The following is a 26,429-nucleotide window of genomic DNA, read 5'->3' on the forward strand; positions in this document are numbered from 1 at the left end:
AATAGCTAATATCCATAACAAGCAGTATTCGCAATAACTAATACCCACAATAATCAATAATGAGGTTTCCCCATGGACTCATCCAAAAAAAAGGACGATGCCTCAGGGCTGGGCAAGTTCGGTGACCCTGTGGTGCTCGGGCTTAGCGGCGGCTTTGTCGTTCTGTTTGTCGTTCTTTCACTGATCAATATTGAGGGGGTGGCCGATGCGATTTCAAACGGTTTTGCCTGGACCGCGGCGGTGTTGGGCTCGTATTTCCAGTTGCTGCTGTTACTGACCTTTTTTATCGCTATTGGCTTGGCTATCTCACCCGCAGCTAGCGCGAAAGTGGGTGGCCTGGATAAGCCTGAGCTGAGCACTTTCAAGTGGCTCTCAATCATTATGTGTACCCTGCTGGCCGGAGGAGGTGTCTTCTTTGCTGCCGGTGAGCCGGTGTATCACTTCGTGGTCACGCCGCCCGCCTTCGACACCGAAGCAGGCACGGTGGAAGCGGTTGCCAGCGCGCTGGCGCAGTCGTTCATGCACTGGGGCTTTCTGGCCTGGGCGGTACTTGGCTCGCTGACAGCTGTTGTACTGGCTTACTGGCACTACGACCGTGGCCTTCCGCTGCAGCCGCGAACTCTGCTGTATCCGGTGCTTGGCGAGCGCCTGATGCGCAGCTGGGTGGGCGGCGTGGTCGATGCCTGCTGTGTGATTGCGGTGGTAGCAGGCACCGTTGGCCCGATTGGCTTTCTGGCCACCCAGGTCAGCTTTGGACTGCATGAGCTGTTTGGCATCAGCGAAGGCTACACCACTCAGCTGATAATCCTGATAGTGCTGGGCGCCGTGTACGTCACCTCTGCGGCTACCGGCATTCATCGAGGCATTCAAATGCTTAGCCGCTTTAATGTGTTTCTGGCCCTGGCTATCGCTGCCGTGATTTTTGTCTTTGGCCCAACGCTGTTCTTTACCAATGCCTATCTGCAAGGCTTTGGTGAGTACATCACTTCGTTTTTCGCCATGGCGACCATGACTTCAGAAACCGCGCCGGCTTGGTGGATGCAGTGGTGGACGGTGTTCTTCTTTGCTTGGTTTATTGGTTACGGCCCGCTGATGGCGATTTTCGTGGCACGTATTTCCCGTGGCCGCACCATTCGTCAGATGATTTTGGCGGTGGCGGTTATGGCACCCATTGCGACTACCGTCTGGTTTACGCTGCTGGGCGGTTCCGGCATCCACTACCAGCTAACCGGTGTAATTGACTTGGCCGAGGCACTTAATAACTTCCAGTTTGACGTGGCCACATTGACGGTAGCTCAGGCGCTACCGGGTGGCACTCTAATGGCCTTGGCGATCCTGCTGCTAACGACCATTTTTGTAGCCACCACCGGTGACTCTATGAGCTATGCAATTGCTGTGGTGTGTACGGGTCATGATCAACCGCATACCGCTGTACGAATTTTCTGGGGGGTTACCATGTCGTTGATGGCCGCGATCTTGCTCTATATGGGGGCCGGCCAGATCGGTGTGTTGCAGCAGTTTATCGTGATTACCGCCATTCCCGTTTCACTGGTGCTGTTGCCTTCGCTGTGGCTGGGTCCGCAAGCGGCTTATGCCATGGCGCGGGAGCAAGGGTTGAGCACCCGCAAAAAGGACGTTGTTCATGATTAATCGCGAATGGGGGCTGGCCCCTCTTAACCTGCGTCCTGCGGATGATGTCATGCAGCTGGAACGCTTGGGCAGCCTCCACGCCTGCCGACTAAGCTTTGTGCGCACCCTGATGCGCCAGATGGGGCGCCAGCGCTGGCAGGTCAGTCAGGAGCATTTTGATCTGGATGAACACGGTTATGGCACCGCTATTTATCGGCTGCAGACACCTTATGGGCGCTACCATGGGGTGATGTTTGCCCAGGCATTGGACGACTCGCGACGCACCGACCGAGTGATTGCTGAAGCCTGGGATGTCACCTTCGGCCTAGTAGAAGGCGATGTGGACGATAGCTTGCTGGAGCAGATGGCTGCCAATGTGCCGCTGCAGGAAGCTGGCCGCCAGCATCCAAGGGTACTGGTGTTATCTCGCGCCAATAAAAGTCTGCGCAACTTTGCCTACTTTGTTGAAGCGCTTGCCAGCGGCCAGCAGCCGGACCCGCAGTGGCTGACTCGGGTAGGCTATCTTTACCGTACCACGGCGGTTTACGGCAACGGCAAATTCGGCATTGCTGATTTTGCCCGCCTGCATGAAAACCCAGACTTTCGGCGACCGTTCTCGCCGCAGATGGCCGGGGTCTATCTGCTACGCCATTTCTCCATCGAGCAGGTTGAGCATTTGGCCCGCTCCCGGGCACCGAAAACTGCCTGTGCACTGGCCACCGAGCTGCGTCGATACTTGGGTATCGGCAACTCGACGGGCTTAGGGATGGCGCCTTTTCTGATTAGCCATCCGCAGTTAATCGCGCAATGGGTCAATCAGCGTGAAACCGCCCTGGCGCTTGCTCAGCGTCAGGCACCCAATGAAGAAGACCGCAAGCGGCTAATTGCGCTTACCCGCCGCGCCCTACAGCATCTGATGGAAACCGTCACCGAAGACATGGAGCAGACCGAACGCAACGCCGAGACCGTAGCCAGCCTGCCGGATGTGCTCGTTTGGTTGGAAAGTGCGCCGTTGGAAGACGACCTGTGGGGCCAGCTGGTTGCCTGGAGCGAGCGGACTCTGTCGCTGGAAGCCCAGGAGTTGATAAATACGCTGTTGATTGAGCTTTACCCTGAGCTGGTTGACCCGCTTGAAGAGCAGATGGGCGTTACCGAGAATCTGGATCTTCAGCCGGATATGGCCCTGATTCACCTTCGTCAATTGATCGAGACCCACTATAGCTGGGCGCTGGAGCATGACTACGAAAGCCGCGAAGGCAGCTACTGGTTCTGGTACCGCTCAACCGAAAAAGAAGAGCCGCGCCTGGGTATTCGCCATGCAGAGGCGGGCGTCGAGAAAGAAATGCTGATTGCCATGGGGCCAAGGGTTGCCCACAGCCATGAGGCAATATGCGAGTTTCTTGAAGAAGCGCCACGCGCCAAAGTGGTGGATTTTCTGCTAGCAAAGCCACGTCATAAAGAGATCATCCGCCGAGTGCAGACCCTGGTAAAGGATACCTACGGGGACATCCATGCCAATCTCTGGCGTCAAGACATGAAGCCTATGCACCTTTTGCGCACCAAGCTTTCATTTTTCGGTGCCAGCCGCTTTGACCCCAAGTCCGACCGCTGGGTGCGGATTACCCTGTTCCAAGGCGCGCCGTTGGTGGAAGAACTCAACGCCGAACCGGAAGACCTCAGCCATTTTGATGACTGGAGCTTTCCGCTGCAGCCAACGCTTGAAAATGGCGCTGTGGGGCCTGCTGGATTATCGCCCCATGCCAGCTCACCAGCGTCAACCGTTTATCAACCTGCTGCTGGTGGAGAAACATCATGAAAGTCTCCTTCAATGAGCTACAAGGGTTGTGCAGAAAAGCTTTCACTGGGATTGGCTTTGAAGACGGGGACGCAGCTGATGCCGCTGATATGGTGGCGTGGATGCAGTGTCATGGCTTCAATGCGATTGATCAGCTCAACCGCGGGCTGGATTTTTTACTGGAAGAAGACCCTGAAGCGTTGCCCGCCGTTATTTATCAGGATGGTGACTTAGCGGTACTGGATGGCCATGGCCAGAGCGTGCTGCGTAGTATCAGTCTGGCGACCGAGCTGGGCTTTGCCAAGGCCCGGGCGCGGGGGCTTTCGGTGGTAAAAATTCGCCGTTGCCACAATCGTCAGCTGATCATGGGCTATCTTTCACGCCTTGCGGGGCGAGGCATCAATATTACCGCTTTCTGGCGCAACGCACAGGAGCCACTCACCGAGCAGGTGGTGGGTTTTCGCGCGGGCCACCCAACGCCAGAAGTATGCATCTACTCGGTGCGCGATGTGCCGGAAGAAAACGAACCCAACGACGGCATTACCTTGGTCATGGCCAACCACGTTGAGCTACTGCCTTCCCTAGGCGAGGACCACGATCTGGATCTGTTAGCACGTCACTCTGAGTCCGACTTAATGGCCTGCCGCGAGCGCTCGCTGAAGGAAGGCATTGAGGTAGATGATGCGATCTGGGCGCGTCTGAAAGCGCTGGCACATCGCATCCTGGTGGAGTCCTCCGAGGCTTCCCGAGGCGGCGCCGGTGCTGGTGTCAACGACAACGATTGATAGATAAATGAGAGCATTGCAATGATTCAACCGATAAAAACCGATCTTTATGCGGCCAAGGCGCCACTCGAATGGGCCGTGGTTGGCAATGGCATCTTATTTACCGCACAGATTCCCATCGGCGCCGACGGTGCTGTGGTAGAAGGCGGAATTGAAGCACAAACGCGCCAGACGCTAGATAATCTGCAGCATACTTTGGAAAGCGCTGGTGCGGGTATGCAGCAACTAACTCAGGTATTGATCTACGTGACTCAGCGCGAGGACCTGGCTACGGTTAACCGTGTCTATGCAGACTATGTCACCGCGCCTTACCCCAACCGTGCCGCCATTATTGTGTCTGGTTTTGCGCGAGAAGAAATGTTGGTAGAGATGGTAGCCTATGCTGCTATTGATTATGTTGCATAAAGATTGAATTTTTGATTTTTGGCTAACGCAAAAAAGAGTATGCAAGTGTGAAACAAAAATCTGCTAAGCGGCAACGAGTAAACAAATCACCTCGTGGTAAGCCACGTGGCAGAGGGCTAAGCGTTATAGCCTTAGCAGCACTACGCGACCTGCTGGGTGATGAGCGTACCACCCCCGCACTCAAACGCCGCGATCTGCTGATTGAGCACCTACACGCGATTCAAGATGCCCATGGCTATTTATCCGTGGTTGAACTGCGCGCATTAGCGACCTATATGAACCTGCCCATGGCCGCGGTGTACGAAACCGCGACCTTTTATGCTCACTTTGACGTGGTTCACGACCACCAGGCGCCTCCACCGGACACTACTATTCGCGTGTGCGATTCGCTCTCCTGTCAGTTAGCGGGGGCAAATAAGCTGCACCACGCCTTGGAAGCTCGGGTCGACCCAGCCTCTGTTCGGGTGGTTCGTGCCCCCTGTATGGGCCGCTGCGACAGCGCGCCGGTGGTGGAAGTAGGGCATCACCATGTGCGGTATGCCACTGCAGACGGCGTCGAGGCGGTGGTGGACACCGGCCATTTTCACCCGGAAGCGATTGTTTGGCAGCGGTTGCAGGCTTACCGCCAAGCCGGTGGCTTTGAGCTACTTAGCCAGTGCCGTAGTGGTCAGGTGACGGTTGAGGCGCTTATGACATTGCTTGAGCGCTCGATGCTACGCGGGCTGGGCGGGGCAGGCTTTCCCACCTTTAAGAAGTGGCATTTCGTGCACCAAGAGGAGGGCCCGCGTTACTGCGTGATTAACGCTGATGAGGGCGAGCCCGGCACCTTCAAAGACCGCTACTACCTGGAAAAATCGCCGCATCAGTTTTTGGAAGGGGCGTTGGTCAGCGCCTGGGCCATTGAGGCTAAGCAGCTCTATATTTACCTGCGCGACGAGTACCCGGGGCTTCACCGGGTTTTAAACGAAGCAATTAATGAGCTGGAAAAAGCTGAGCTAGTGGTGCCAGGGTTTATCGTGTTGCGCCGGGGTGCAGGGGCCTATATCTGTGGTGAAGAGTCGGCGCTGATTGAATCCCTTGAGGGCAAACCCGGCAAGCCTCGCCATAGGCCCCCTTACGTTGCCCAGCAGGGGCTGTTTGGCCGTCCCACGCTGGTTAATAACGTCGAAACGGTGTACTGGATTCCACGTATTTGGAAAAAGGGCGCCGCGTGGTTTGCTGAGCAGGGGCGCAACAATAGAAGCGGGTTACGCAGTTTTTCCGTATCCGGCCGGGTAAAAAACCCCGGCGTTTACCTAGCGCCTGCGGGTATTACCTTGGGTGAGCTCCTTGAAGAGTACTGCGGGGGCATGGTGGAGGGCCACACCCTGGCTGCCTACCTGCCTGGTGGCGCGTCGGGCGGTATTCTTCCCGCCAGTAAGGCGGATATTCCGCTGGATTTCGATACGCTACATGAACACGGCTGTTTTATAGGCTCGGCGGCGATTGTGGTGCTTTCCGATCACGATAACCTGCAGGCCGTAGCGACCAACCTGCTGGCCTTTTTCGCCGATGAGTCTTGTGGGCAGTGTACGCCTTGCCGAGTGGGCACCGAAAAAATGCTCACCTTGCTGGAGAGTCACCACTGGGATGTTCAGGCGCTCACCCGCTTGGCCCAAGTGATGCAAGACGCCTCAATTTGCGGGCTGGGGCAGGCGGCACCCAACCCGGTGCTGGGGCTCCTTAAAGATTTTCGAGCCGAACTTAGCCAGCAGCAGATTATCGTCAGCGATGCTGCTAGAGGGAGTACGCCATGACCGCCCCCTTTACGTTAACCCTGGATGGCCATGCGGTAACGGCTTACCCCGGTGAAACCCTATGGCAGGTGGCCAAGCGCAGTGGAGAAACCATCCCCCACCTGTGCTTTAAAGAAGCGCCCGGCTACCGTTCCGACGGTAACTGCCGGGCTTGTATGGTAGAAATTAACGGCGAGCGTGCCCTGGCCGCCAGCTGCATACGTGAAGCGGCTCCCGGTATGGTGGTGCGTAGCGCAAGCTCTACTCGCGCCGTGCAAGCCCGGGAAACCGTGCTGGAACTATTGATGGCCGACCAGCCCAGCCGGGCGGAAAGCCCTGACCGTTCCAGCCACTTTTGGGCCATGGCTGACCAGCTGGCGGTTAATGAAAATGCTGTAAAAGCTTGGCTACCGCCACGTCGTCACTCATCGGTTAGCCATGCGGCGGTCGCGCCTACCATTGCGCAGCCGGATACCAGCCACCCGGCCATGCACGTTAATCTGGAGGCATGCATTACCTGCAACCTATGCGTACGGGCTTGCCGCGACGTGCAGAGTAATGACGTGATTGGTTTGGCGCAGCGCGGCGCAGCCACCGCTGTCGTTTTTGATTTTAGCGACCCCATGGGCGACAGCACCTGCGTGGGTTGTGGCGAGTGCGTACAGGCGTGTCCTACTGGCGCACTCATGCCCGCCACGCTGGTGGGTGCGACTGGGCGCGGTGATACGAGCAGTCAGCGCCAGGTGGATTCCGTTTGCCCCTACTGCGGCGTGGGCTGTCAGCTTACCTATCATATAAATCATGATTCCCTGGCTTACGTGGAAGGGCGCAACGGCCCTGCCAACCAAGGCCGCTTATGCGTGAAAGGGCGCTTTGGATTTGATTACGTCAGCCATCCAGCGCGGCTCACCAAGCCACTGCTGCGCAAGCCCGGTATACCCAAAACCCTCGACCCGAACTTTGACCCTAATCACCCATTGAGCCACTTCCGCGAAGCTAGCTGGGAAGAGGCGCTAGACGCGGCAGCAGGCGGGTTGATCAACATCAAAACCGCCCACGGCCCAACAGCGTTAGCGGGCTTTGGCAGTGCCAAGTGCTCAAATGAGGAGGCTTGGCTGTTCCAAAAGTTGGTACGCACTGGGTTTGGCAGCAATAACGTCGACCACTGCACGCGGCTATGCCATGCCAGCTCCGTGGCCGCGCTGATGGAGTGCTTGGGTTCAGGCGCGGTGACCGCCTCGTTTATGCAGGCGCTGGAAGCTGACGTGGTGATTCTCACCGGCTGTAACCCGGCGGTGAATCACCCGGTGGCGGCCACCTTCTTTAAGCAGGCGGCCAAACGCGGCACCGAGATTATTATCCTCGACCCTCGCGGGCAGGCATTAGATGCTTACGCCAGCCTAAGCGTGCGCTTTACGCCGGGCGCCGATGTTTCGCTGTTTAATGCGCTCTTGCATGTGATTATTGCCGAAGAGCTGTATGACGAAGCGTACATCGCTGCCCATACCGAAGGTTTTGAGGCGCTTAAAAATAGCGTGGCACACAGCACACCTGAGACCATGAGCGCGCTGTGCGGCGTAGCACCTGATACCCTTCGCGACGTGGCACGCCGTTATGCCAATGCCGATAAAGCGATGATTTTCTGGGGCATGGGTATCTCCCAGCATACCCACGGCACTGATAACGCCCGCTGCTTGATCTCTTTGGCGCTGGCCTGCGGCCACACGGGGCGCCCTGGCACTGGCCTTCACCCGCTGCGTGGGCAGAACAATGTTCAGGGCGCCTCGGATGCGGGGCTAATTCCCATGGTGCTGCCGGACTATCAACCGGTGGGCGATAGCCAATTGCGAGGCGCTTTTGAGGAGCTCTGGAACACGCCGCTGAGCGATGAACCGGGGCTAACCGTCGTTGAAGTGATGGATGCCATCCACGCAGGCAGCGTGCGTGGTATGTATATTTTGGGGGAAAACCCCGCCATGTCTGACCCGGATCTGACCCACGCCCGGGCTGCATTGGGTATGCTTGAGCATTTAGTGGTACAGGATCTGTTCGTCACCGAAACCGCCCAGTTAGCTGATGTGATTCTGCCTGCCTCCGCCTGGCCGGAAAAAGAGGGCACCGTGACGAACACTAACCGCCAGGTGCAGCTAGGTCGTGCAGCGCTGCCCTTGCCGGGAGATGCCAAGCCTGACGGGTGGATTATTCAAGAAATCGCCAATCGCTTTGGGCTTGGCTGGCACTACGCTCACCCTAAAGAGGTGTTCGCGGAGATGCAGCAGGGCATGACGTCGCTAAATCACATTAGCTGGGAGCGGCTGGCGCGGGAGGGGTCAGTGACGTATCCCTGCCCGGCGGAGGATGCGCCGGGCCAGGATGTGGTGTTTAGCGATGCCTTTCCGCGCGCTGGCGGGCTGGCAAAATTCGCCCCCACGCGTCCGCTGCCGCCGGATGAGCCAGTGGATGACGAGTACCCCACAGTGCTCACCACCGGCCGGCAGTTGGAGCACTGGCACACCGGCTCTATGACCCGGCGTAGCCAGGCGCTGGATGCGCTAGAGCCAGAAGCGGTAGCCAGCCTTTCGCCCGGCGAGCTTTATCGGTTAGGGGTCTCCCCCGGTGAAAAGCTGACGATCACGACACGACGAGGCACGATTACGCTAACCGCCCGCATGGACCCAAAAATTCCCGATGGCATGGTATTTGTGCCGTTTGCCTATGCTGAAGCGGCGGCTAATCTGCTCACCAATCCAGCCCTTGACCCTTACGGTAAAATACCCGAGTTCAAGTATGCTGCCTGTCGGCTCAACCCGGCCTAAGTGATTGAAGCTGCTCATTGAGGAGCGCGCTGGGCTAGCGCCTAAGCTTCCCGCCAATCACCAGCATACATGGCGTTAGCAGGAGCGTAAGCCCGGTGGCGAAGGTTAGGCCGCCGGCGATGGCGCTGGACATCTGGGTCCACCATTGGGCGGAAGGGGCGTTAAAGCCAAGGGCTGGGGCAAACAGATTCACGTTAATGCCCAACACCATGGGCATTAGCCCCAGCACCGTGGTAATCGCCGTCAGCAATACTGGGCGCAGGCGCAAACAGCCCGCCTCCAGCGCCGCCTCTGCGGGCGTCATGCCATTGCCCCGCAGCTCGTTGTAGGTATCAATCAAGACAATATTGTTGTTTACCACAATGCCTGCCAGGGCAATAACCCCCATGCCCACCATCACAATGCCAAAAGCTTGGCCGGTAATCAGTAAGCCCATCAGTACCCCTGCCGTTGAGAACACAATGGCAGAGAGCACCAGTGCCGCTTGGTAGTAACTGTTGAACTGAGTGACTAAGATCAGCGCCATGAGGCCAATGGCAATCAAAAAGGCGCTAATCAAAAACTGCATCGCCTCTTGCTGGTCTTCTTGCTCGCCTGCCACGTTCACCATCAAGCCTTCGGGCAGTTGGCCTTCGCCCGCTGAAAGCAGCGCCCGCAGGCGCTCGTCGGCTAGGTGGCCGGGGGCTAAGTCTGCCTCAAGGGTGATGGCTCTCCGGCCGTCAATGCGGTTCAGCGTGCCAACTTTGGGTGCCGGGGTCAGCGTTACAAAGTGAGAGATAGGCACTTGGCCGCGCTGGGTATTAATAGTTAACCGCTCAAGTTGATCCAGCGATCGCCAGGACTCGGGCAGGCGAACGCGAATATCCACTTCATCGCTCACCGTAGGCGGACGGTAGCTAGCCACCTGCAGTCCCGTGGTCAGCAGCTGTACCGCACTGCCAATGGTCGTAATGTCGGTGCCCATGCGGGCGGCGGCTTCACGATCAACGTTCACCCGCCACTCCACCCCCGGAAGGCTGCGGTTGTCCTGAATGTCGGTGAACCCGCCCAGCTCACGCATAAGCCCCACGAGTTGATTAACCCCCGTATCGGCAACGTCCGGGTCGGTGGCGCTTATCTCAAGCACAATGGGCTTGCCGCCACCGGGGCCCATCTCCTGTTCCTGAAACTCCAGGGTGATGCCAGGGATATCCTGGGTGCGCTCGGCCATATCGTCTAATATCGCTTGTGCGGGGCGGCGCTGGTACCAGTCCACAAACTGAAACTGCAGCACGCCCACCACATCACTGCCCATCTGCTGGTCGGGCACTGCAAATGAACGGGCATAAAGCGCTTCTACTTCGCTCATGCCACCCAGGCGGTTTTCCACGCGCTGCAGGATGGCATCGGCTTCCAAAGCCGAAAAGTCACCCCGGGCGCGCACTAATACCTGGGCGCTGTCTGGTTCCACGTTGGGAAAGAAATCCACCCCGTGATTAAAGCGTGCGTAGCCGGTGTAGAGCAGGGCGATCAGTAGCAGGGCGAACAGCAGTACCCAGCTAGGGTGTTGCAGCAACCGTGCTAACAGGCTGCGGTAATGGCGCCCAAGGGCCGTGCTTTCGGGATTGGTGGTTCCCTCGTAGGTGGCTTCTTCACTTGAAGCGAGGGCCTCAGAAGCCGGTTTGGCAGGGCGGGTCACCAGCCGCCCAAGCGTAGGTAGAAATATAAGCGCCATGGCCAGGGATGCCAGCAAGCATAAGATCACCGTGGCGGGCAGATACTTCATAAACTGCCCCACCATCCCTGGCCAGAATAGCAGCGGTACAAACACCGCCAACGTCGTTGCCGTAGAGGCAATGACCGGCCAACTCATGCGCGACGCTGCGTTCAGCCACGCTTGATGGGGTGATTGGCCGTCATTTAAGTGACGGTCGGCCAATTCACTCACCACAATGGCGCCATCCACCAGCATGCCAGCCACTAAGATCAACGCGAACAGCACCACAATGTTGAGTGTAAAGCCAAAGGCCCATACCAGTAGAATGCCGGTTAAAAATGCCCCCGGAATAGTTAAACCCACCAGCAGTGCCATGCGCCAGCCCATCACCGCCACGACAACGATCAGCACCAGCACGACGGCGGTCAGTACGTTGTTTAACAGCTCGGAGAGCATGTTCTGCACCGTGACCGATTCATCCAAAATAGTGGTAACGCTGAGCTGTTCCGGTAGCAGGTCGCCTGCCTGGGCAAAGCGTTCCCTTACGGCATCGATAGTGGCGATAATATTGGCCCCGGCGCGCTTGGAAATTTCCAGCACCACCGCAGGCTCGCCGTCAATACGGGCAAAGCCCTCGGCCTCTTTATAGGTGGGGTGAATCCAAGCCACATCGCCGAAGGTCACCACTTGGTCGCCTTCCACTTTCACCGGCATCTGCATCACATCATCAAGGGATTCAATAATGCCCGGCACCTTCAGCGCTAAACGCCCAGCGCCAGTGTCCAGACTGCCGGCGGCGACGAGGCGGTTGTTGCGCGATACCTGATTAAACAGCGCGTCAAAATCAATGCCATAGCTCTCTAGCACCAGTGGATCAACGACGATTTCCAGCAGGTCTTCCCGCTCCCCGGCAATATCCACTTCCAACACATTGGCGATGCCTTCAATCTCTTCTTTGAGGCGCCGGGCAATCGTAATACGCTCGCGGGTATCTAACTGCCCGGAAAGGCCAATGGTAAGCACAGGGAATTCGGAGACATTCACTTCCATTACCCGCGGCTCTTCGGCTTCAGCGGGCAAGCTGCTGCGGGCAATATCCACGCGTTCGCGTACATCAGAAAGGGCTGTATTCGGGTTGAAGCCTGGGTCAAACTCAAGGGTTACCGCAGCATGGCCTTCGCTGGACTGTGCGGTGAATTTGCGTAGCCCTTCGATCCCCCGCAGCTCCTGCTCCATGGGGCGAACTAAAAGCCGCTCCCCATCTTCGGGGCTAACCCCTTCCAGAGAGAGCGAAACGTAAACAATGGGGATAGTGACGTCGGGGTTGGCTTCCTTAGGAATGGTTTGCCAAGCGGCGATGCCCGCTAGCAGTAACCCGGCGAGCAGCAGTAGCGTGGTGCGCGTGTGGGTAAGCGCCGCATTAATGAGTTGGCGCATAACCACCTTCCTGGCGGTTGGCAGGCACCGGCGTGACGGTATCGCCCGGGGCAACTAAGCCAGCGCCAAGGGTAATCAGTTGCAGCGGATCCGGCAGACCCGTCACGTAAGCGCGCTCAATATCAGCGCTTACCAGTTCAATGGCCGTTTGGGCCACCTGGTTTTCATCGACGATGTGCTTAACCGCCAACTGGCCCTGTTCGTTCAGGCTAAAAAGCGCGGGGGAGAGCGTATGTACATGGCGCGGCGGCAGGGTAATGGTGAACTCCGCGCTGCCCCCTGCCAAACGTTGCCGGTCAGGGTTGTCCAGGGTTGCTTCGATATAAAAGGTACGGGTGGCCTCTTCAGCTCGGCTACTGATATGGGTTATCTCGCCGGTTAGCGCGCGCCCGTTTAACAGCCGCGCAGTGACCGGTAGTCCAACGCTGAGTTCGCCGACCTGCTGTTGAGATACCCAAGCCGTTCCGGTTAAACGGCGGTCGTCAATTAAGCGGCCCCACTCTTCACCGGGCTGCAGCAAATCGCCTAGTTCAACCTGCACCCGGTCAAGGACGCCCTCAAACGGGGCGGTGGGGCGGGTGTCGTTTAGCTGTTTTTCCAACTGGGCCACCTGGGCGGCGCTGGCGCTTAACGCGCTCTGTAGGCGCAGCAGTTCTGGCTGTGAAATGAGCTCCCGGCGGCGTAGGTTTTGCGCCCCGGAAAACTCAGCTTCTGCCACGGCAAGCTCATCCCTTGCTTGCTGCAAACGCTCGGGTAGGGCTTCATTGTCCAGCACCAGCAGGGTATCGCCTTGGGCCACTGTCGCCCCCTGGGTAATGGGCTTTTCCGCCACGAAGCCAGCCACGCTAGCGCGTAAGATGGTTTCGCGTTGGGCGGTTAATTGGCCTTGAATAACCTGCTGAGGAACAAAAGGGGTGCTTTGCTGAACCATCACCTCTACCCGTGGAAGCGCCTCGCTTTCCGCGCTGCTGCTCTCGGGTGGGTCGGTTTGAAAGCGCTGAAAATCGCCAAAGGCAAGCCATATTACCAGCGCTAGAACCAGCAAGCTGGCAAGGGCGTAAGAGTAGGGGATTCGTCGCATGGGGTTGCTATATCCGTATAAGCCCAGAAAACCGTATATTTAAGCTGTACGTTAAAGACCGTGCTGAAGGCGGGGCGCGCAGCCTGTCACACCATAGCGTAACCCCAGCTTCTCAGCGAGTACCAAGCAGCGGCGGGAAGGATACTAGCCTCATGTCTGATTGAGTTTTTGCCCGGCTGGGCATACCATCTTGTCGTCTTAATTTCTGTCGAACCACCCTCAGGCGAGCCCTTACACTAGGCAAACCATCAAGGAGCAATGATGAAAGATCCAGTACGTATTGCGATTACCGGCGGCGCAGGCCAAATCAGCTACTCTCTTATTTTCCGCATCGCCGCTGGCGACATGTTGGGGCCGGATCAGCCTGTCATTCTTCAGCTTCTGGAAATCCCTCAGGCGATGGACGCCCTGAACGGCGTGGTGATGGAAGTCAACGACTGTGCCTTCCCGCTGGTCAAAGACGTTGTCGCAACCGATGACCCCAACGTCGCGTTCAAAGACGCGGATTTCGCCCTGCTGGTAGGTGCCCGCCCGCGTGGCCCCGGTATGGAGCGTAAAGACCTGCTGGAAGCCAACGCGGCTATCTTCTCTGTGCAGGGCAAAGCGCTAAACGATCACGCCAGCCGCGACGTACGCGTCCTAGTTGTCGGTAACCCGGCTAACACCAACGCGCTGATTGCTTCTTGCAACGCGCCGGACCTGGACGCGGGTCAGTTCACCGCCATGACGCGTCTGGATCACAACCGCGCGCTGACCCAGCTGGCTCAGAAAACCGGCAAGCATGTTACTGACGTTGAAAACATGATCATCTGGGGCAACCACAGTGCCACCCAGTACCCGGATCTGGCCCAGTGCAAAGTCGATGGCAAAGCGGCGTTTGATCTGGTTGAGCGCGACTGGTACGAAAACGACTTCATCCCCACCGTTCAGCAGCGCGGCGCGGCGATCATTAAGGCACGCGGTGCGTCATCTGCAGCGTCTGCCGCTTCTTCTGCTATCGACCACATGCGCGATTGGGCGCTGGGTTGTGACGGCATCGTCAGCATGGCGATTCCGTCTGACGGCAGCTACGGCATCGACGCAGGCATCATTTACTCTTACCCGGTGCGCTGCCAGGGCGGTAAGTACGAAATCGTTCAAGGTTTCGAGCTGGACGCGTTCAGCAAAGAGAAGATGCAGGCCACCGAAAAAGAACTGCGTGAAGAGCGCGCTGCCGTTGAGCACCTGCTCGGCTAAGCACGCCCGCTGGCGCTCTTCAATGAGCGCCTAGCAAACACAAAAGCCCTGCAAACTCAGTTTGCAGGGCTTTTTTGACCATTTACGCTTCACTCACTCACCACTCACCACTCACCACTCTCAATCACGCAAACTCATAATCCGCCAATGGCGCGTTTCGGCGACTTCTCGGAGCGTATCATCGGGGTCGACGGCGACGGGGTGCTCGACTTGCTCAAGCAGCGGCAGGTCGTTATGGGAGTCGCTGTAAAACCAAGCGCCATCCATGGTTAAGTCTTGATCTTCAAGCCACTGCTTTAAACGCGTGACTTTGCCTTCGCGGAAGCTCGGCACCCCTGACACCCGCCCCGTATAGTGTCCATCGATCATCTCCGGATCAACCGCGATTAAATCATCAACGCCCAAGCGCTCAGCAATTGGCGCAGTAATAAAGCGGTTGGTGGCGGTGATAATCAGCAGCGTATCCCCTTTGGTGCGGTGGCGGGCCAAAAGCTCTTCGGCCTTGGGGAGAATATGCGGCTCAATTTTGCTGGCCATAAACTGCTGATGCCAGGCGGCCAGCTGTTCCGGCGTGTTTTCTGCAAGCGGCTTCAGTGCCATCTCCAGAAACGCTGCCATATCCAGGGTGCCTGCGTTGTAATCGGCCATAAAGCGTTCGTTGGCTTCTCGGTAAGCAACAGGATCAACGGCGCCCTGTTCGAGTAGAAATTCACCCCAGGCGTGATCGCTGTCGATGGATAGCAGCGTATTATCCAAATCGAAAATGGCCAGACTCACGGCGCTCCCCTTATGGTTAATGTGATGGTTGATAGCGTGTTAATCGCGGGACACAAAGCGGCGGATTATCGCAGAGTCGCCCTGGTTTAACCACTTAGCTCTATATTGTATTGATACGGCTGTCTCCCTTGTGGAAAAATGGACATAACTGAAAATTTATTAAGGTGATGTCCGTGATCGACGCTGACGGCTTTCGCCCCAATGTTGGCATTATTATTGCCAACAGCCAGGGGCAACTGCTCTGGGCGCGTCGTGTAGGACAAAATGCGTGGCAATTCCCCCAGGGAGGCATTAAAGCAAGCGAGACTCCACAACAAGCGCTTTTTCGTGAGCTTCACGAAGAGATCGGCCTAACCGCCGACGATGTTGATATTGTCGCCTGCACCCGGGGCTGGCTGCGCTACCGTCTTCCACGACGCATGATTCGTACCCACTCGCGACCGGTCTGTATCGGCCAGAAGCAGAAGTGGTTTTTACTTAAGATTCGCTGTCAAGAGAACCGAATCTGCATGACGGCTACGCCCAAGCCCGAATTCGATGGCTGGCGCTGGGTAAGCTACTGGTACCCGCTGGGGCAGGTGGTGCCGTTTAAACGAGAGGTATATCGACGCGCGTTACGAGAGCTTTCTCCGCGTGTACAGCGCCTAGCACAAGATAACGAAGGGTAATTGCGCTTTGCTGCCTAGGATGAGGCAGTCAAGCCAGCCGGAAATCCCTCAGCGAGGCAAATAATAGTGAAAAGTAAAACCTCCATGCTTGAGGTGTTACGTCGCGTCATTCAGGAAGTGAATGGCGCTCGAAACCTCGATGCCGCGCTGTCAACCATGGTTCGCCGCATACGCAAGGCCATGCAAACCGACGTATGCTCTTTTTATCTTTACGATAAAGAGCTTGAGTCGTTAGTGCTGATGGAAACCATTGGTTTGCGTACCCAGGCGGTGGGCCGCGTGGTGCTGCCCCTGGGAGAAGGCTTGGTGGGGCTAGTCGCCAAGCGCAGTGAACCGCTTAATTTGGAAGACGCCCAGGCGCATTCCCATTTTCGCTATTTTGAGGCCACGGGCGAAGAGCGTTACTCAAGCTTCTTGGGGGTGCCGATTATTCACCAGCGCCTCATGCTTGGCGTATTAGTGGTTCAGCAGGCTGAAAAACGCCAGTACGATGATGAAGACGAAGCCTTTCTGGTCACCATGGCTGCTCAGTTGGCAGGGGTGCTTGCCCATGCGTTAGCCACGGGTAATCTTTCCCGCCCTGCGCTGCCGGGTGGCCAAGCCATGTTCAAAGGCGTGGCGGCATCCCCCGGTATGGCCATGGGCGAAGCGGTAGTCATTACCCCGCCCGCTGATCTTAATAGCGTCCCGGATCTGATTCCTAGCGATCAGGATTACGAAGTTGCTCGCTTAAAAGAGGCCATTGGCAAAACGCGCAGTGAGATTCGCGCTGCGGGTGAACGCTTGGCAAGCCGTATTTCTGCCCAGGAACTTGCTCTCTTTGATGTGTACCAGCAAATGCTTGGTGAAGCAGCGCTCTCAGAAGAGGTAGAGAAACGTATTCGTGAAGGGCAGTGGGCGCCTGGAGCGTTGGCCGATGTGGTGCGCCGCCATGTGCAATACTTAGAGCGCGTCGATGATGACTATCTGCGCGAGCGGGCGGCGGATATTCGCGACCTGGGCCGCCGCGTGCTGTCGCACTTGCAGGAAGATACGCCCTCAACGCCTGAAACCTACCCTGATAACGCCATCTTAGTCGGTGACGAAATCAGCGTAGCGATGTTGGGTGAAGTGCCGCGGGATAAGCTGAAAGGCCTGGTGTCGGTACGCGGTTCAAGCACCTCTCACGTGGCTATTGTGGCCCGCGCCATGGGGATTCCCACCGTGTTGGGCATGGTAGATTTACCACTGCCGCGCTTAAACGGCGCCCCTGTTGTGCTGGATGGGCACCGTGGCCGCTTGTTTGTGCGGCCCGCTGAAGAGCTGAAAACCCGCTACGCCAATTTAATCGCCGAAGAGAAAGCCCTCAGTGAAGTGCTGGAGCACGAGCAAGACCAGCCCAGCGAAACGCCTGATGGCCACTCTATGCCGCTGATGGTCAATACCGGCTTAGCCGTCGATGCCAGTTCGCTGCTTAAAAGTCGTATTGGTGGCGTCGGGCTATACCGTACCGAAGTGCCGTTTATGATTACCGAGCGCTTTCCCGGTGAAAAAGAGCAAATGCGGATGTATCGCGAGCAGCTCGAAGGCTTTGCGCCGCTGCCGGTGGTAATGCGCACCCTGGATATTGGCGGCGATAAAGATTTACCGTATTTCCCTATTGAGGAAGCTAACCCGTTTTTGGGCTGGCGCGGCATGCGGGTAACCCTGGATCACCCCGAAGTATTGATGGTGCAGCTGCGCGCCATGCTTAAAGCCTCTCATGGTCTGGGTAACCTCTACGTGCTCTTTCCGATGATCACCAATGTAGAAGAGGTCGATGAGGCGCTACGCCTGCTAGATCGTGCGATTGTCGAGTTAGGTGAGGAGGGTACCACCGTCATCCGCCCCCAGGTGGGCGTGATGATCGAAGTACCCGCGACCATTTATCAAATGGATGCGTTGGCCAAGCGGGTTGATTTTTTCTCAGTGGGCAGCAACGATTTAACGCAATATCTGCTAGCGGTAGACCGCAACAACCCACGAGTATCAAGCCTTTACGATGCGCTGCATCCAGCGCTTCTTGGTGCGCTGCAGGAACTCTCCCAAGATGCCAAGCGGCTGAATAAACCTATTTCGCTGTGTGGAGAGCTGGCAGGAGACCCGGCAGGGGCGCTGTTATTAATGGCCATGGGCTTCACGAGCCTTTCCATGAACGCCCCCAGTTTGCCTAAAGTACGCGCGGCGATTCGCCGGGTAAGCTTTACGGATGCAAAGCAGCTGCTTGAAGAAATTATGCAGCAGGATACCCCCGCTCAAGTGCATGCCCATTTAAATATGCGCATGGATGAATGGCAGCTTTCGCACCTATTACCCCCGCGAGACTGAACTTGAGAGTGTCGTTTCCCCTTCAAAACGGCCGAGCGGCCCAAAGCGCTGCTCGGTCATTGCCACTTCCCCTTGCTGATTGAGCGTTAACCACGTTGTCGCCCGAGTGCCGTACTGCTCACCGATAATAAAGGCGGCGGAAAGCTGGCGTTCAAGCGATAAGCTAACCCCCGTATCGGGCAAGCTGGTGTCAGGTGCTACCCGTGGGCTGTGCAAGGCCTCTTGAGTAGCGTGGCGCCAGTTATCAGGGTGGCTATGGGCTAAAGCCTGCTTTACGGCGGTTAACTTTGGCCAGGGAGTGTTTAGCGTCGCATTGGAGAGGCCATGCACCCCGCTGGCGATCTCGGTCAGGTGAGTGCCATCGTAACCTCTATGCAGATGCCATAAGCGTTCTGTTGTAGCGACGAGCAGGTTAAATCCGGCGTAGTGCTTCGCCTCGGTGTTAGCCAGTTCTATCAGCCAAGCATCAATGTCGCTACATTGCAGGGCGCTCGCCACCAGTTCCCCCCGGCTAGGTGCGTCGGCCGGCGTAGCAAGACGGGGGTCGCGTACATTGGTTAGTGCGGCTACCCGACCCTGCTGGTTCGCCGCCAGCCATGTGCCTCCCGCTTCTAAATCCCGTCCGCCCATCAGCCCACGGGGGTTATCCCAAAAGGCTAATGGCGCCGTGGGGCGTGCGTGAAACTCATCGCGGTTCGCTGCTAAGCGAAGCGGTTGGGTGCTGCCTGGGTGCCAGGCAAAGGTGATTAAGCACATCGCGAACTCTGTCATCCTTCAGATTCAGTGAGCAACAGCGTCAACCTCTACAAGAGCGGAATGACAGCGTTGGTGTCTAGACGTACACTAACCTTAGACCAGGATGTTTGACCACCGCTGCTTGACCGCAATTCAGGACTCTGTACATGCAATCCTATCAGCGAGAGCACTTTTGGAATGCCGTTACATGGCCGATTCTTTGGCCTTTGCTGCTTGTGCAAGCCGCACTGGTCATGCTGTGTGTGTCAGTGGGGCTCGTTATCTGGGGGATGTCGCCAAATCAAGCGTCATGGAGCACAACGCTGTGGCTTACCCTTACCTTGCTATTAGGCAGCTGCATGAACGTGGCTGCTTTCCTTATGCTGCTCAAAAGCCGGGCTAAGCGGATAGACGTGCTCTTCATGCACGAGTTAAAAGTACTTGAGCGCAACACAAAGGCGCTTAGTCATACCGTGGCGCGCTCGCCATCGGTTGAACAGCCAGTTGCGCCCGAGAGTACAGAGCTGTTTTTGCCGCTACAGCGGGTGGCACACGTTAACGAGCTGCTTGCCAAGCTAGTGAGTATTCAAGACAAAGCGCCATTTATACCGCCAACGACTGAGCAACCCAAGCAGGACCCAGCGCTGCTTGAAAATCTACATCAGCAGCAACAACAGCTTAAGCACCTTATGGCGGGGCGAGACCGTGCACGAGAAGAGTCACGATTAAAGTCAGGCTACTTAACACTGCTACAGCGGGAAGCCGATAACCTGTTTGCTTATCTGGATGACTTAATGCAGAAAGACCAGTGTAAAGAGTGCCATCAAGATATTAACCACGTGCAAGACCGGCTGGCTGATATTCGTGCTCTGCTGGCCAATTTTGCCCTGGAAAGTGTTAGCGAAGCAGGAGGTGATCAGGCGTTGCCAGCCAGTACCAAACGGCAGCTTAAGGTGCTAGTAGTGGATGATGGCCCCGTAAATTTAATGCTGGCGCGACAAATGCTTGAGGCCCAAGGGCTTTATGTAGAAGGAGTAAGCAGCGGTGAGCAGGCATTAGAGCGACAACAAACCACGTTTTATGATTTGGTATTCATGGATATTTTTATGCCAACCTTAGACGGGTTTGAAACTGCGCGACGCTGGCGCGACTATGAACATAACAATGAAAGCCCACGCAGCGTGCTGGTCGCGTTAACCGCAAATGTTGATAATGCTAGGCGTGATACCTGTGAGGCCGCTGGGTTAGACGATGTGCTTGCTAAGCCCTACCAGCCCGAAACGCTCGTGGGCATGATTACCAAATGGGTACCTAATAGAAACAGCGAGACACCTACCCCATGACAGTAGTGGCTATTATTGCAAGTTATTTAGTTTTAGGGGCGGCAGCAGGCACAATGGCGGGGCTATTTGGCGTTGGCGGGGGGCTTATCATTGTGCCTGCGCTAGTATTTGCCTTTGGCCTGCAAAACATTGCCCCTGAAATCACGATGCATTTGGCGGTAGGTACCTCGCTGGCTACCATCGTGATAACCGGCGCTTCTTCAGCGCTGGGGCATTTTCGCAAGGGAAGCGTGCACCGCCCCTGGTTTATGGCGTTACTACCTGGGTTAATGCTGGGGGCGATTGGCGGTGTATTTATTGCCGGTAATCTGTCGGGCACTGTTTTGGGTACTCTGTTCGGTATCTTTGTGCTGCTGTTGGCAGTCAAAATGGTGCTAGGCCTTAATCCCAAACCGGGGGTGGGGTTGCCTGGTAAGGCCGCGATGACAGTAGCCGGTGGTGTTGTAGGCGCTATTTCTGCACTATTTGGGATTGGTGGCGGAGCAATGACTGTTCCCTGGTTATCGCGCTGTGGTGCTTCCATGACCCAGGCGGTAGGCACTTCAGCTGCCTGTGGGCTGCCCATCGCGGTGGTAGGCGCTATGACGTTTATCATCGTCGGATGGGGTAATCCGCTGCTACCCCCTTGGGCCACGGGGTTTGTTATGTGGCCAGCCTTTCTAGGGATTGTGCTCACCAGCGTGCCCTTTGCAAGGTTAGGGGTGAAACTTGCCCATGTGCTTCCAGCCCAAGCGCTACGGTTCTCATTTGCAGCGCTGCTAGCAGTCGTAGGGCTTCGCTTCATTTTGGCATGATGGCTTTTCGGCTCACGTGTTGGCCGTTTTACTTCTTTTCGCTTAGAGATTTTTGATGATCAATTATCCAACAATTGACCCGGTCGCAATTTCACTGGGTCCGCTGCAAGTTCATTGGTATGGCTTAATGTACGTGGTGGGGTTTGTGGCTGCCTGGTGGTTAGGCTGTAAGCGAGCGCCGCGCATAGGTCTCACGAAAGACGATATTGGCGATTTACTGTTCTACTGTGCCATTGGCGTAGTGGCCGGTGGGCGTTTAGGCTACGCGCTATTTTATGGCCTTGAGCAGTGGGCGGCAGACCCCCTTTGGGTTTTCCGCGTATGGGATGGCGGTATGAGCTTCCACGGCGGCCTGCTGGGTGTGCTGCTCGCTGCTTGGCTGTTTGCACGCCGCAAGCAGTTGGCGTTTTTTACCCTTACCGACTTTATAGCGCCATTAGTGCCGATTGGGTTAGGCGCTGGGCGTATAGGCAACTTTATCAATTATGAGTTACCGGGGCGGGTAACGTCGCTGCCTTGGGGGATGCCTTTCCCAGGTATGGGGCCTGAGCCACGCCACCCTTCGGCGCTTTATGAGGCGCTGTTAGAAGGCGTTGTGCTGTTTGTCATTCTCTGGTGGGTATCTTCCAAGCCTCGTGCGCGCGGCTTTGTGTCGGGGCTGTTCCTGCTGGGCTATGGCGTATTCCGCTTCATGGTAGAGTTTGTACGCAAGCCCGATGCACATATTGGTTATCTTGCTTTCGGCTGGTTCACCATGGGGATGCTGCTAACGCTGCCAATGATCGCGTTTGGCCTCTACCTGATTGCGTGGTCACGCAATAACCCTGTCGACGCCAAAACTGACGTAAGTAAATCGTAAGCGGTGAATAGTTATGTGCGACTCCCAGGTCGCACATAGCTTCTGGTCGCACATAGCTTCTAGCCGCATATGGCTTCCATGTATAGAATACATGCCCACACTGCCTGACAATCTGGAAATTCTGTGACTGCAACAACGCCCACGCCGAAAGAAGCGCTTGAACAGCCGTATCTTGACTTAATGCGCACTGTGTTAGAGGAGGGCGTTGATCGCAACGACCGGACGGGTACCGGCACGCGCTCAATTTTCGGCCATCAAATGCGCTTTGACCTCTCCCGTGGCTTTCCGCTGCTAACGACCAAAAAACTGCATCTACGCTCTATCATCCATGAGCTGCTATGGTTTTTGAAAGGCGATACCAATATTGGCTACCTTCAAGAAAATGGGGTGCGCATCTGGGATGAGTGGGCGGATGAAAACGGCGATTTAGGGCCTGTTTACGGCTATCAATGGCGTAGCTGGCCAAACCCTAAGGGTGGCAGCGTAGATCAAATTGCCAATGTGCTAGAGCAAATTCGCACGTCGCCCCAGTCGCGTCGGTTGATTGTGTCTGCCTGGAACCCCGCCCAGGTAGATGAAATGAAGCTGCCGCCGTGTCACTGCCTATTTCAATTCTATGTGGCTAACGGGCGCCTTTCCTGTCAGCTTTATCAGCGCAGTGCGGATATTTTTCTAGGCGTGCCCTTTAATATTGCAAGCTATGCGCTGCTGCTTAGTATGGTCGCCCAAGTGACAGGGTTAAAACCCGGCGAGTTTATCCATACGCTCGGCGATGCCCACTTATATAGCAATCACTTAGAGCAAGCCCAAGAGCAGCTAACACGTACGCCCCTGGCTGCGCCTAAGCTTACGCTTAATGATCAGGTAACCCGCTTATTTGATTTCTCTTTCGAGGATATAGAGATCACCGGGTATGATTCACATCCCCATATAAAAGCGGAGGTGGCCGTATGAGCTCCCAAGAGGGCGAATTCGACTCGCTAGTACCGGTCGCTATGATTGTTGCCATGGCGAAAAACCGTGTCATTGGCGTGAATGGCAAACTACCCTGGTACTTGCCTGAAGATTTAAAGTTCTTCAAGCGGATGACCCAAGCGAAGCCGCTGGTCATGGGGCGTAAAACCTATGCGTCTATTGGCAAGCCGCTACCTAACCGGCTTAATATCGTGGTAACGCGAGATACAAACTTTCAGGCAGCTGGCACGCGGGTATGCCATGATTTGCCGACGGCGCTGGAGCTAGCTGATCAGCAGGCCACCATTGAAGCGGCTGAAGAGATCATGGTGATGGGAGGCGGTGAGATTTATCGTCAGGCGCTACCTTTTGCGCAACGCCTCTATATTACTGAAGTAGACATTGATGTTGATGGCGATGCGTCCTTCCCAGAGTTCTCTCTGGAGGAATGGCGCGAAGTGCAGCGGGTTGCAGGAAGCCCAGCGGAAGGGCAGCCCCACTATGATTTCGTCGTATATGAGCGCTTCAACGACTGATTAGGACAAAGGAGGGGAGCATGGCCGCCAGCGTACAGCACTTATTAGCATCATTAGAGGCGCATCTTGAGCGTACAACGTCCGAGCTAAAAACGCTTCGCCGAGAGAATGCCTGGCTCAAGCAGCAACTGGCTGCCCAAAGCGAACCAAATGACGATATACCCGTCCCTGAAGCGTCTTTGGAAGCGCCAGAAAGCATCCCCCAGCAAAACGAAAAGACAGAGCCGGAGGCAGGCGAGCGAGGCGCTACAGAAGGAACAGTAGAGCGTGCAGTTACAAAAGAAGCTGCACAAGAAACTGTGCACGAAGTTGCAAAAGGAGCGGAAGCACCTTCACCCCAAGCGCTTCTAAATCAGTGGTACCAACGTTATCCGAAGGCCTTTTTTAAAGGGCACACCAAGCCGCTTAAGATTGGTATCCATCACGACCTTGCCCAGCGTGAGCCTTGGTCGGGTAAATTAATTCGGCGAGCGCTTGCTAACTACGTGAATTTACCACGCTACGTAAAATCAATGCGCGAGGGCGTAGAGCGCCTCGACTTGGATGGTAATCCAGTGGGAAAGGTTGATAAAGAAGCCTCTTTACACGCCCGCCAGCGGCGAAAAGAGCGGCCCACTGATGAATCGGCTATAGCCCCGCAGAAAAATGCGGCGAAACCGAAAAATGCCACTACAATGGTAGCTTCAGCAGCGAATAGCAGAACTACCGCGCAACCGCTTAATAAGCATGGCGATAAGAATGCTGGGCTGCTTCCCTCGCAAGGAAGTAAACCAAAGCCGATAAGTTTAGAAGAAAAACTAAAAGGTCTTCAGCAGAAATTTGAAGGCCACTGAGACCGGGTAAGTCTAGCTGGGTTCCCTAAAAAAGCATAAATCGTAAAAAAACACTGTTTTTTTCTATTGCGTTCATTGGGTTCACGGTATAGAGTTTGACCTGCGAGCATTGGAATATAACAAGGTTTAGCTGAGGACATGCCACATACCACCGGGAAAAACCGGAGGATGGAACAAGAGCATGACCCGCAAGCCAACTGCAGGCTTCATTTTTGAAAGCTTGTAAAAACGATCGAAACAGTAAGCTAGTTAAGGAACCTACATCATGAAAAAGACACTTTTAGCGACTGCTATCATTGGCGCCCTCGGCGCTTCTGCTGCCGCTCAAGCAGCTACCGTATACGACCAAGACGGCACCCGTCTGGACGTTTACGGTCGTATCGCAATGGGTATTGAAGGTGGCGGCGTACCTGCCAATGACGGCGCAAGCACAAGCGCAGAGTTTCGCGACGTGTTTTCTCGTCTTGGCTTGCGTATGAGTCAGGATGTAACGTCAGATTTGACTGCCTTCGGTCACGTTGAGTGGCGCTTCCAGGCTGATGGTGGTGACAACCGCTTCAACGCATTTACTGAAACTCGTCAAAGCTATATCGGCTTGGAAAGTAACCAGTTTGGTACTATCCAGGGCGGTAACTTTGATAGCTTTTATAATTCATTTGTTTCCCTACCCTTCGATGTTTATCTGAACCAGGGTTTAGAGTTTCAAGGTCATCCGAAGCAGTCCCGTGGCGACTCTATTGGTTACTACACGCCTGATCTGAATGGTTTCACTGCTGCTCTGCAGTTGAAGCACTACAGTGACCGTGGTGAAGATCTAGACCGTGATAGCACTGTCGTTGCTGCACAGGGTGGTGTTCGTTATCAGGAAGGCCCTGTGACTGTTGGTCTAGGCTTTATTGAAGATGTTGAGCGTGGCGAAGGCACCGGTGAAATGATTTACGGCCTGATCGGTTCTTATGCTATTGATGATCAGTTAACATTACGTGCCGGTTTTGAAACCCAAGATCGTAATGATGATCCCAATACTGCTGCTCGTTTAGCCGCCGATGATAGAGATAATGGTTTTGACTCTTACGGTTTAGGTCTAACATATACGACTGGGCCGTGGGCGTTTAACGCTGATGTGTATCATATTGATCGTCGTGGTGCTGACGACAGTAATTCATGGGCAGCTGGTGCATACTACAAAGTTTCTAGTAACTTTGATGTGTTCGCAGAGCTATATGATGGTGATGCTCCTTCGACTCGCGACGCTCAAATCCGCGACTTTTCTGACGATGTTTACTGGCTGACGGGTGCTCGTTACCTGTTCTAAGCTTGGTTGAAACGTCTCGCTTTAAGTAGTAACCGCTAAAACTGGCAATAGAACCGGCCTCTTTGAGGCCGGTTTTTTTATTTTCAATATCCTAATTATATTTTATTTATTTTGTTGTGATAACCCCCATTATAAAAAAATATCCTTTAAAATCAATAGCTTAAAAAATTAAGTATGCAATTCTGCAAGCCTGTTTTGCAAAACTGCATAGCAATCGACGAGATGGTATTTCTTGCAAAATTGCAGTCATCCATTGATGTCGATCTTGATGCGCAATAAGCTCTATAAAATGTAAAACCGTATTTGCTTCCTGCGGCTTTACTGTATGTCACTTAAAGCTCAATCATAAAAATGCGCATACTTATCCAGCATCCGAGAAGGTGCTTTGCGAAGCTGTGATGAAGCCTCGGTGAGGCCAAGCGCTTCCAGCACCCAGCGCCTCCGCAGCGTGAAAAGATCGTGAAGGTTGCTGATTCATTAGCTGAGTTTGTAAAGCGATAGCTGACGCCCTTCCAGACTCGACAAAGATGACTATGCACGAGAGCTTTGCGTCTCAGGAATAAGTCAAAAGACTCTGGCCTATCTAAAGCGTGGCTAAAGGTTGCCCAATATCA

At 55.5% G+C, this 26,429-nt stretch carries 20 protein-coding genes; 16 read left to right on the plus strand and 4 right to left on the minus strand.

Annotation, left to right across the window (positions count from 1 at the left end):
* The first annotated feature begins 72 nt into the window (after positions 1-72).
* The 6 genes from MOY_RS03250 to fdhF are packed head-to-tail and all read left to right on the plus strand — an operon-like array spanning position 73 to position 9,205.
* A complete protein-coding gene (locus MOY_RS03250) occupies positions 73-1,650 on the plus strand; it encodes a BCCT family transporter (protein WP_009096465.1) in 1,578 nt (525 codons plus the stop codon).
* The gene (locus MOY_RS03255; RefSeq protein WP_009096466.1) at positions 1,643-3,445 is read left to right on the plus strand and encodes a hypothetical protein; all 1,803 of its coding nucleotides are present in this window, start codon (positions 1,643-1,645) and stop codon (positions 3,443-3,445) included. The genes MOY_RS03250 and MOY_RS03255 overlap by 8 nt, the downstream gene beginning before the upstream one ends.
* Positions 3,442-4,209, plus strand: coding sequence for a DUF3726 domain-containing protein (locus MOY_RS03260; protein WP_009096467.1), 768 nt, complete (start codon positions 3,442-3,444; stop codon positions 4,207-4,209). Before MOY_RS03255 ends, MOY_RS03260 begins: the two co-directional genes overlap by 4 nt.
* Positions 4,210-4,230: 21 nt before the next feature.
* Positions 4,231-4,614 (plus strand): RidA family protein, encoded by a 384-nt coding sequence (locus MOY_RS03265; protein WP_009096468.1) that lies wholly within the window; start codon positions 4,231-4,233, stop codon positions 4,612-4,614.
* 47 nt (positions 4,615-4,661) lie between these two features.
* The gene (locus tag MOY_RS03270; protein WP_009096470.1) at positions 4,662-6,410 is read left to right on the plus strand and encodes an NAD(P)H-dependent oxidoreductase subunit E; all 1,749 of its coding nucleotides are present in this window, start codon (positions 4,662-4,664) and stop codon (positions 6,408-6,410) included.
* On the plus strand, positions 6,407-9,205 hold the full coding sequence (gene fdhF / locus MOY_RS03275) for a formate dehydrogenase subunit alpha (protein ID WP_009096471.1): 2,799 nt from the start codon (positions 6,407-6,409) through the stop codon (positions 9,203-9,205). Before MOY_RS03270 ends, fdhF begins: the two co-directional genes overlap by 4 nt.
* A 34-nt stretch (positions 9,206-9,239) precedes the next feature.
* Here fdhF and MOY_RS03280 read toward each other — a convergent pair whose 3' ends face one another.
* Entirely contained in the window at positions 9,240-12,338 is a 3,099-nt protein-coding gene (locus MOY_RS03280; RefSeq protein WP_009096472.1) for an efflux RND transporter permease subunit, read from the minus strand.
* Positions 12,322-13,419, minus strand: a complete 1,098-nt coding sequence (locus MOY_RS03285; protein ID WP_009096473.1) for an efflux RND transporter periplasmic adaptor subunit — start codon at positions 13,417-13,419, stop codon at positions 12,322-12,324. Before MOY_RS03285 ends, MOY_RS03280 begins: the two co-directional genes overlap by 17 nt.
* Before the next feature lie 261 nt (positions 13,420-13,680).
* On the opposite strand from MOY_RS03285, the gene MOY_RS03290 reads away from it, so the two are divergent.
* Complete coding sequence (locus tag MOY_RS03290; protein WP_009096474.1) at positions 13,681-14,655, plus strand: malate dehydrogenase; 975 nt, start codon at positions 13,681-13,683, stop codon at positions 14,653-14,655.
* Positions 14,656-14,775: 120 nt separating this feature from the next.
* Here the strand turns inward: MOY_RS03290 and MOY_RS03295 are convergent, their stop codons facing one another.
* The gene (locus MOY_RS03295; RefSeq protein WP_009096475.1) at positions 14,776-15,432 is read right to left on the minus strand and encodes an HAD family hydrolase; all 657 of its coding nucleotides are present in this window, start codon (positions 15,430-15,432) and stop codon (positions 14,776-14,778) included.
* Between the two features lie 173 nt (positions 15,433-15,605).
* Between MOY_RS03295 and MOY_RS03300 the strand changes: the two genes are divergently transcribed.
* Both MOY_RS03300 and ptsP read left to right on the plus strand, forming a co-directional pair.
* Positions 15,606-16,100 carry an RNA pyrophosphohydrolase gene (locus tag MOY_RS03300; protein WP_009096477.1) on the plus strand — a complete coding sequence of 165 codons (495 nt, stop codon included), beginning with the start codon at positions 15,606-15,608 and terminating at the stop codon, positions 16,098-16,100.
* Positions 16,101-16,184: 84 nt separating this feature from the next.
* Positions 16,185-18,446: a phosphoenolpyruvate--protein phosphotransferase gene (gene ptsP, locus MOY_RS03305; RefSeq protein WP_035539922.1), complete on the plus strand. Its 2,262-nt coding sequence runs from the start codon at positions 16,185-16,187 to the stop codon at positions 18,444-18,446.
* On the opposite strand, the gene MOY_RS03310 is transcribed toward ptsP, so the two are convergent.
* Positions 18,429-19,202 (minus strand): NRDE family protein, encoded by a 774-nt coding sequence (locus tag MOY_RS03310; protein WP_009096482.1) that lies wholly within the window; start codon positions 19,200-19,202, stop codon positions 18,429-18,431. The two genes, ptsP and MOY_RS03310, sit on opposite strands and share 18 nt — an antisense overlap.
* A gap of 146 nt (positions 19,203-19,348) precedes the next feature.
* On the opposite strand from MOY_RS03310, the gene MOY_RS03315 reads away from it, so the two are divergent.
* The 7 genes from MOY_RS03315 (at position 19,349) to MOY_RS03345 (ending at position 25,815) form a co-directional block, all read left to right on the plus strand.
* Complete coding sequence (locus MOY_RS03315) at positions 19,349-20,524, plus strand: response regulator (RefSeq protein WP_009096484.1); 1,176 nt, start codon at positions 19,349-19,351, stop codon at positions 20,522-20,524.
* A complete protein-coding gene (locus tag MOY_RS03320; RefSeq protein ID WP_009096487.1) occupies positions 20,521-21,318 on the plus strand; it encodes a sulfite exporter TauE/SafE family protein in 798 nt (265 codons plus the stop codon). Before MOY_RS03315 ends, MOY_RS03320 begins: the two co-directional genes overlap by 4 nt.
* A gap of 55 nt (positions 21,319-21,373) precedes the next feature.
* Positions 21,374-22,177 (plus strand): prolipoprotein diacylglyceryl transferase, encoded by an 804-nt coding sequence (gene lgt, locus MOY_RS03325; protein WP_009096489.1) that lies wholly within the window; start codon positions 21,374-21,376, stop codon positions 22,175-22,177.
* Positions 22,178-22,300: 123 nt separating this feature from the next.
* Positions 22,301-23,131, plus strand: a complete 831-nt coding sequence (locus MOY_RS03330) for a thymidylate synthase (protein WP_009096492.1) — start codon at positions 22,301-22,303, stop codon at positions 23,129-23,131.
* Positions 23,128-23,667: a dihydrofolate reductase gene (locus tag MOY_RS03335; RefSeq protein WP_009096494.1), complete on the plus strand. Its 540-nt coding sequence runs from the start codon at positions 23,128-23,130 to the stop codon at positions 23,665-23,667. The genes MOY_RS03330 and MOY_RS03335 overlap by 4 nt, the downstream gene beginning before the upstream one ends.
* A gap of 20 nt (positions 23,668-23,687) precedes the next feature.
* Positions 23,688-24,500 carry a ProQ/FINO family protein gene (locus MOY_RS03340; protein ID WP_009096496.1) on the plus strand — a complete coding sequence of 271 codons (813 nt, stop codon included), beginning with the start codon at positions 23,688-23,690 and terminating at the stop codon, positions 24,498-24,500.
* A 265-nt stretch (positions 24,501-24,765) separates the two neighbouring features.
* The gene (locus MOY_RS03345) at positions 24,766-25,815 is read left to right on the plus strand and encodes a porin (protein WP_009096500.1); all 1,050 of its coding nucleotides are present in this window, start codon (positions 24,766-24,768) and stop codon (positions 25,813-25,815) included.
* The last annotated feature ends 614 nt before the right edge of the window (positions 25,816-26,429 follow it).

Origin of the sequence: Halomonas sp. GFAJ-1, assembly GCF_000236625.2 — a bacterium.
GTDB lineage: Bacteria > Pseudomonadota > Gammaproteobacteria > Pseudomonadales > Halomonadaceae > Vreelandella.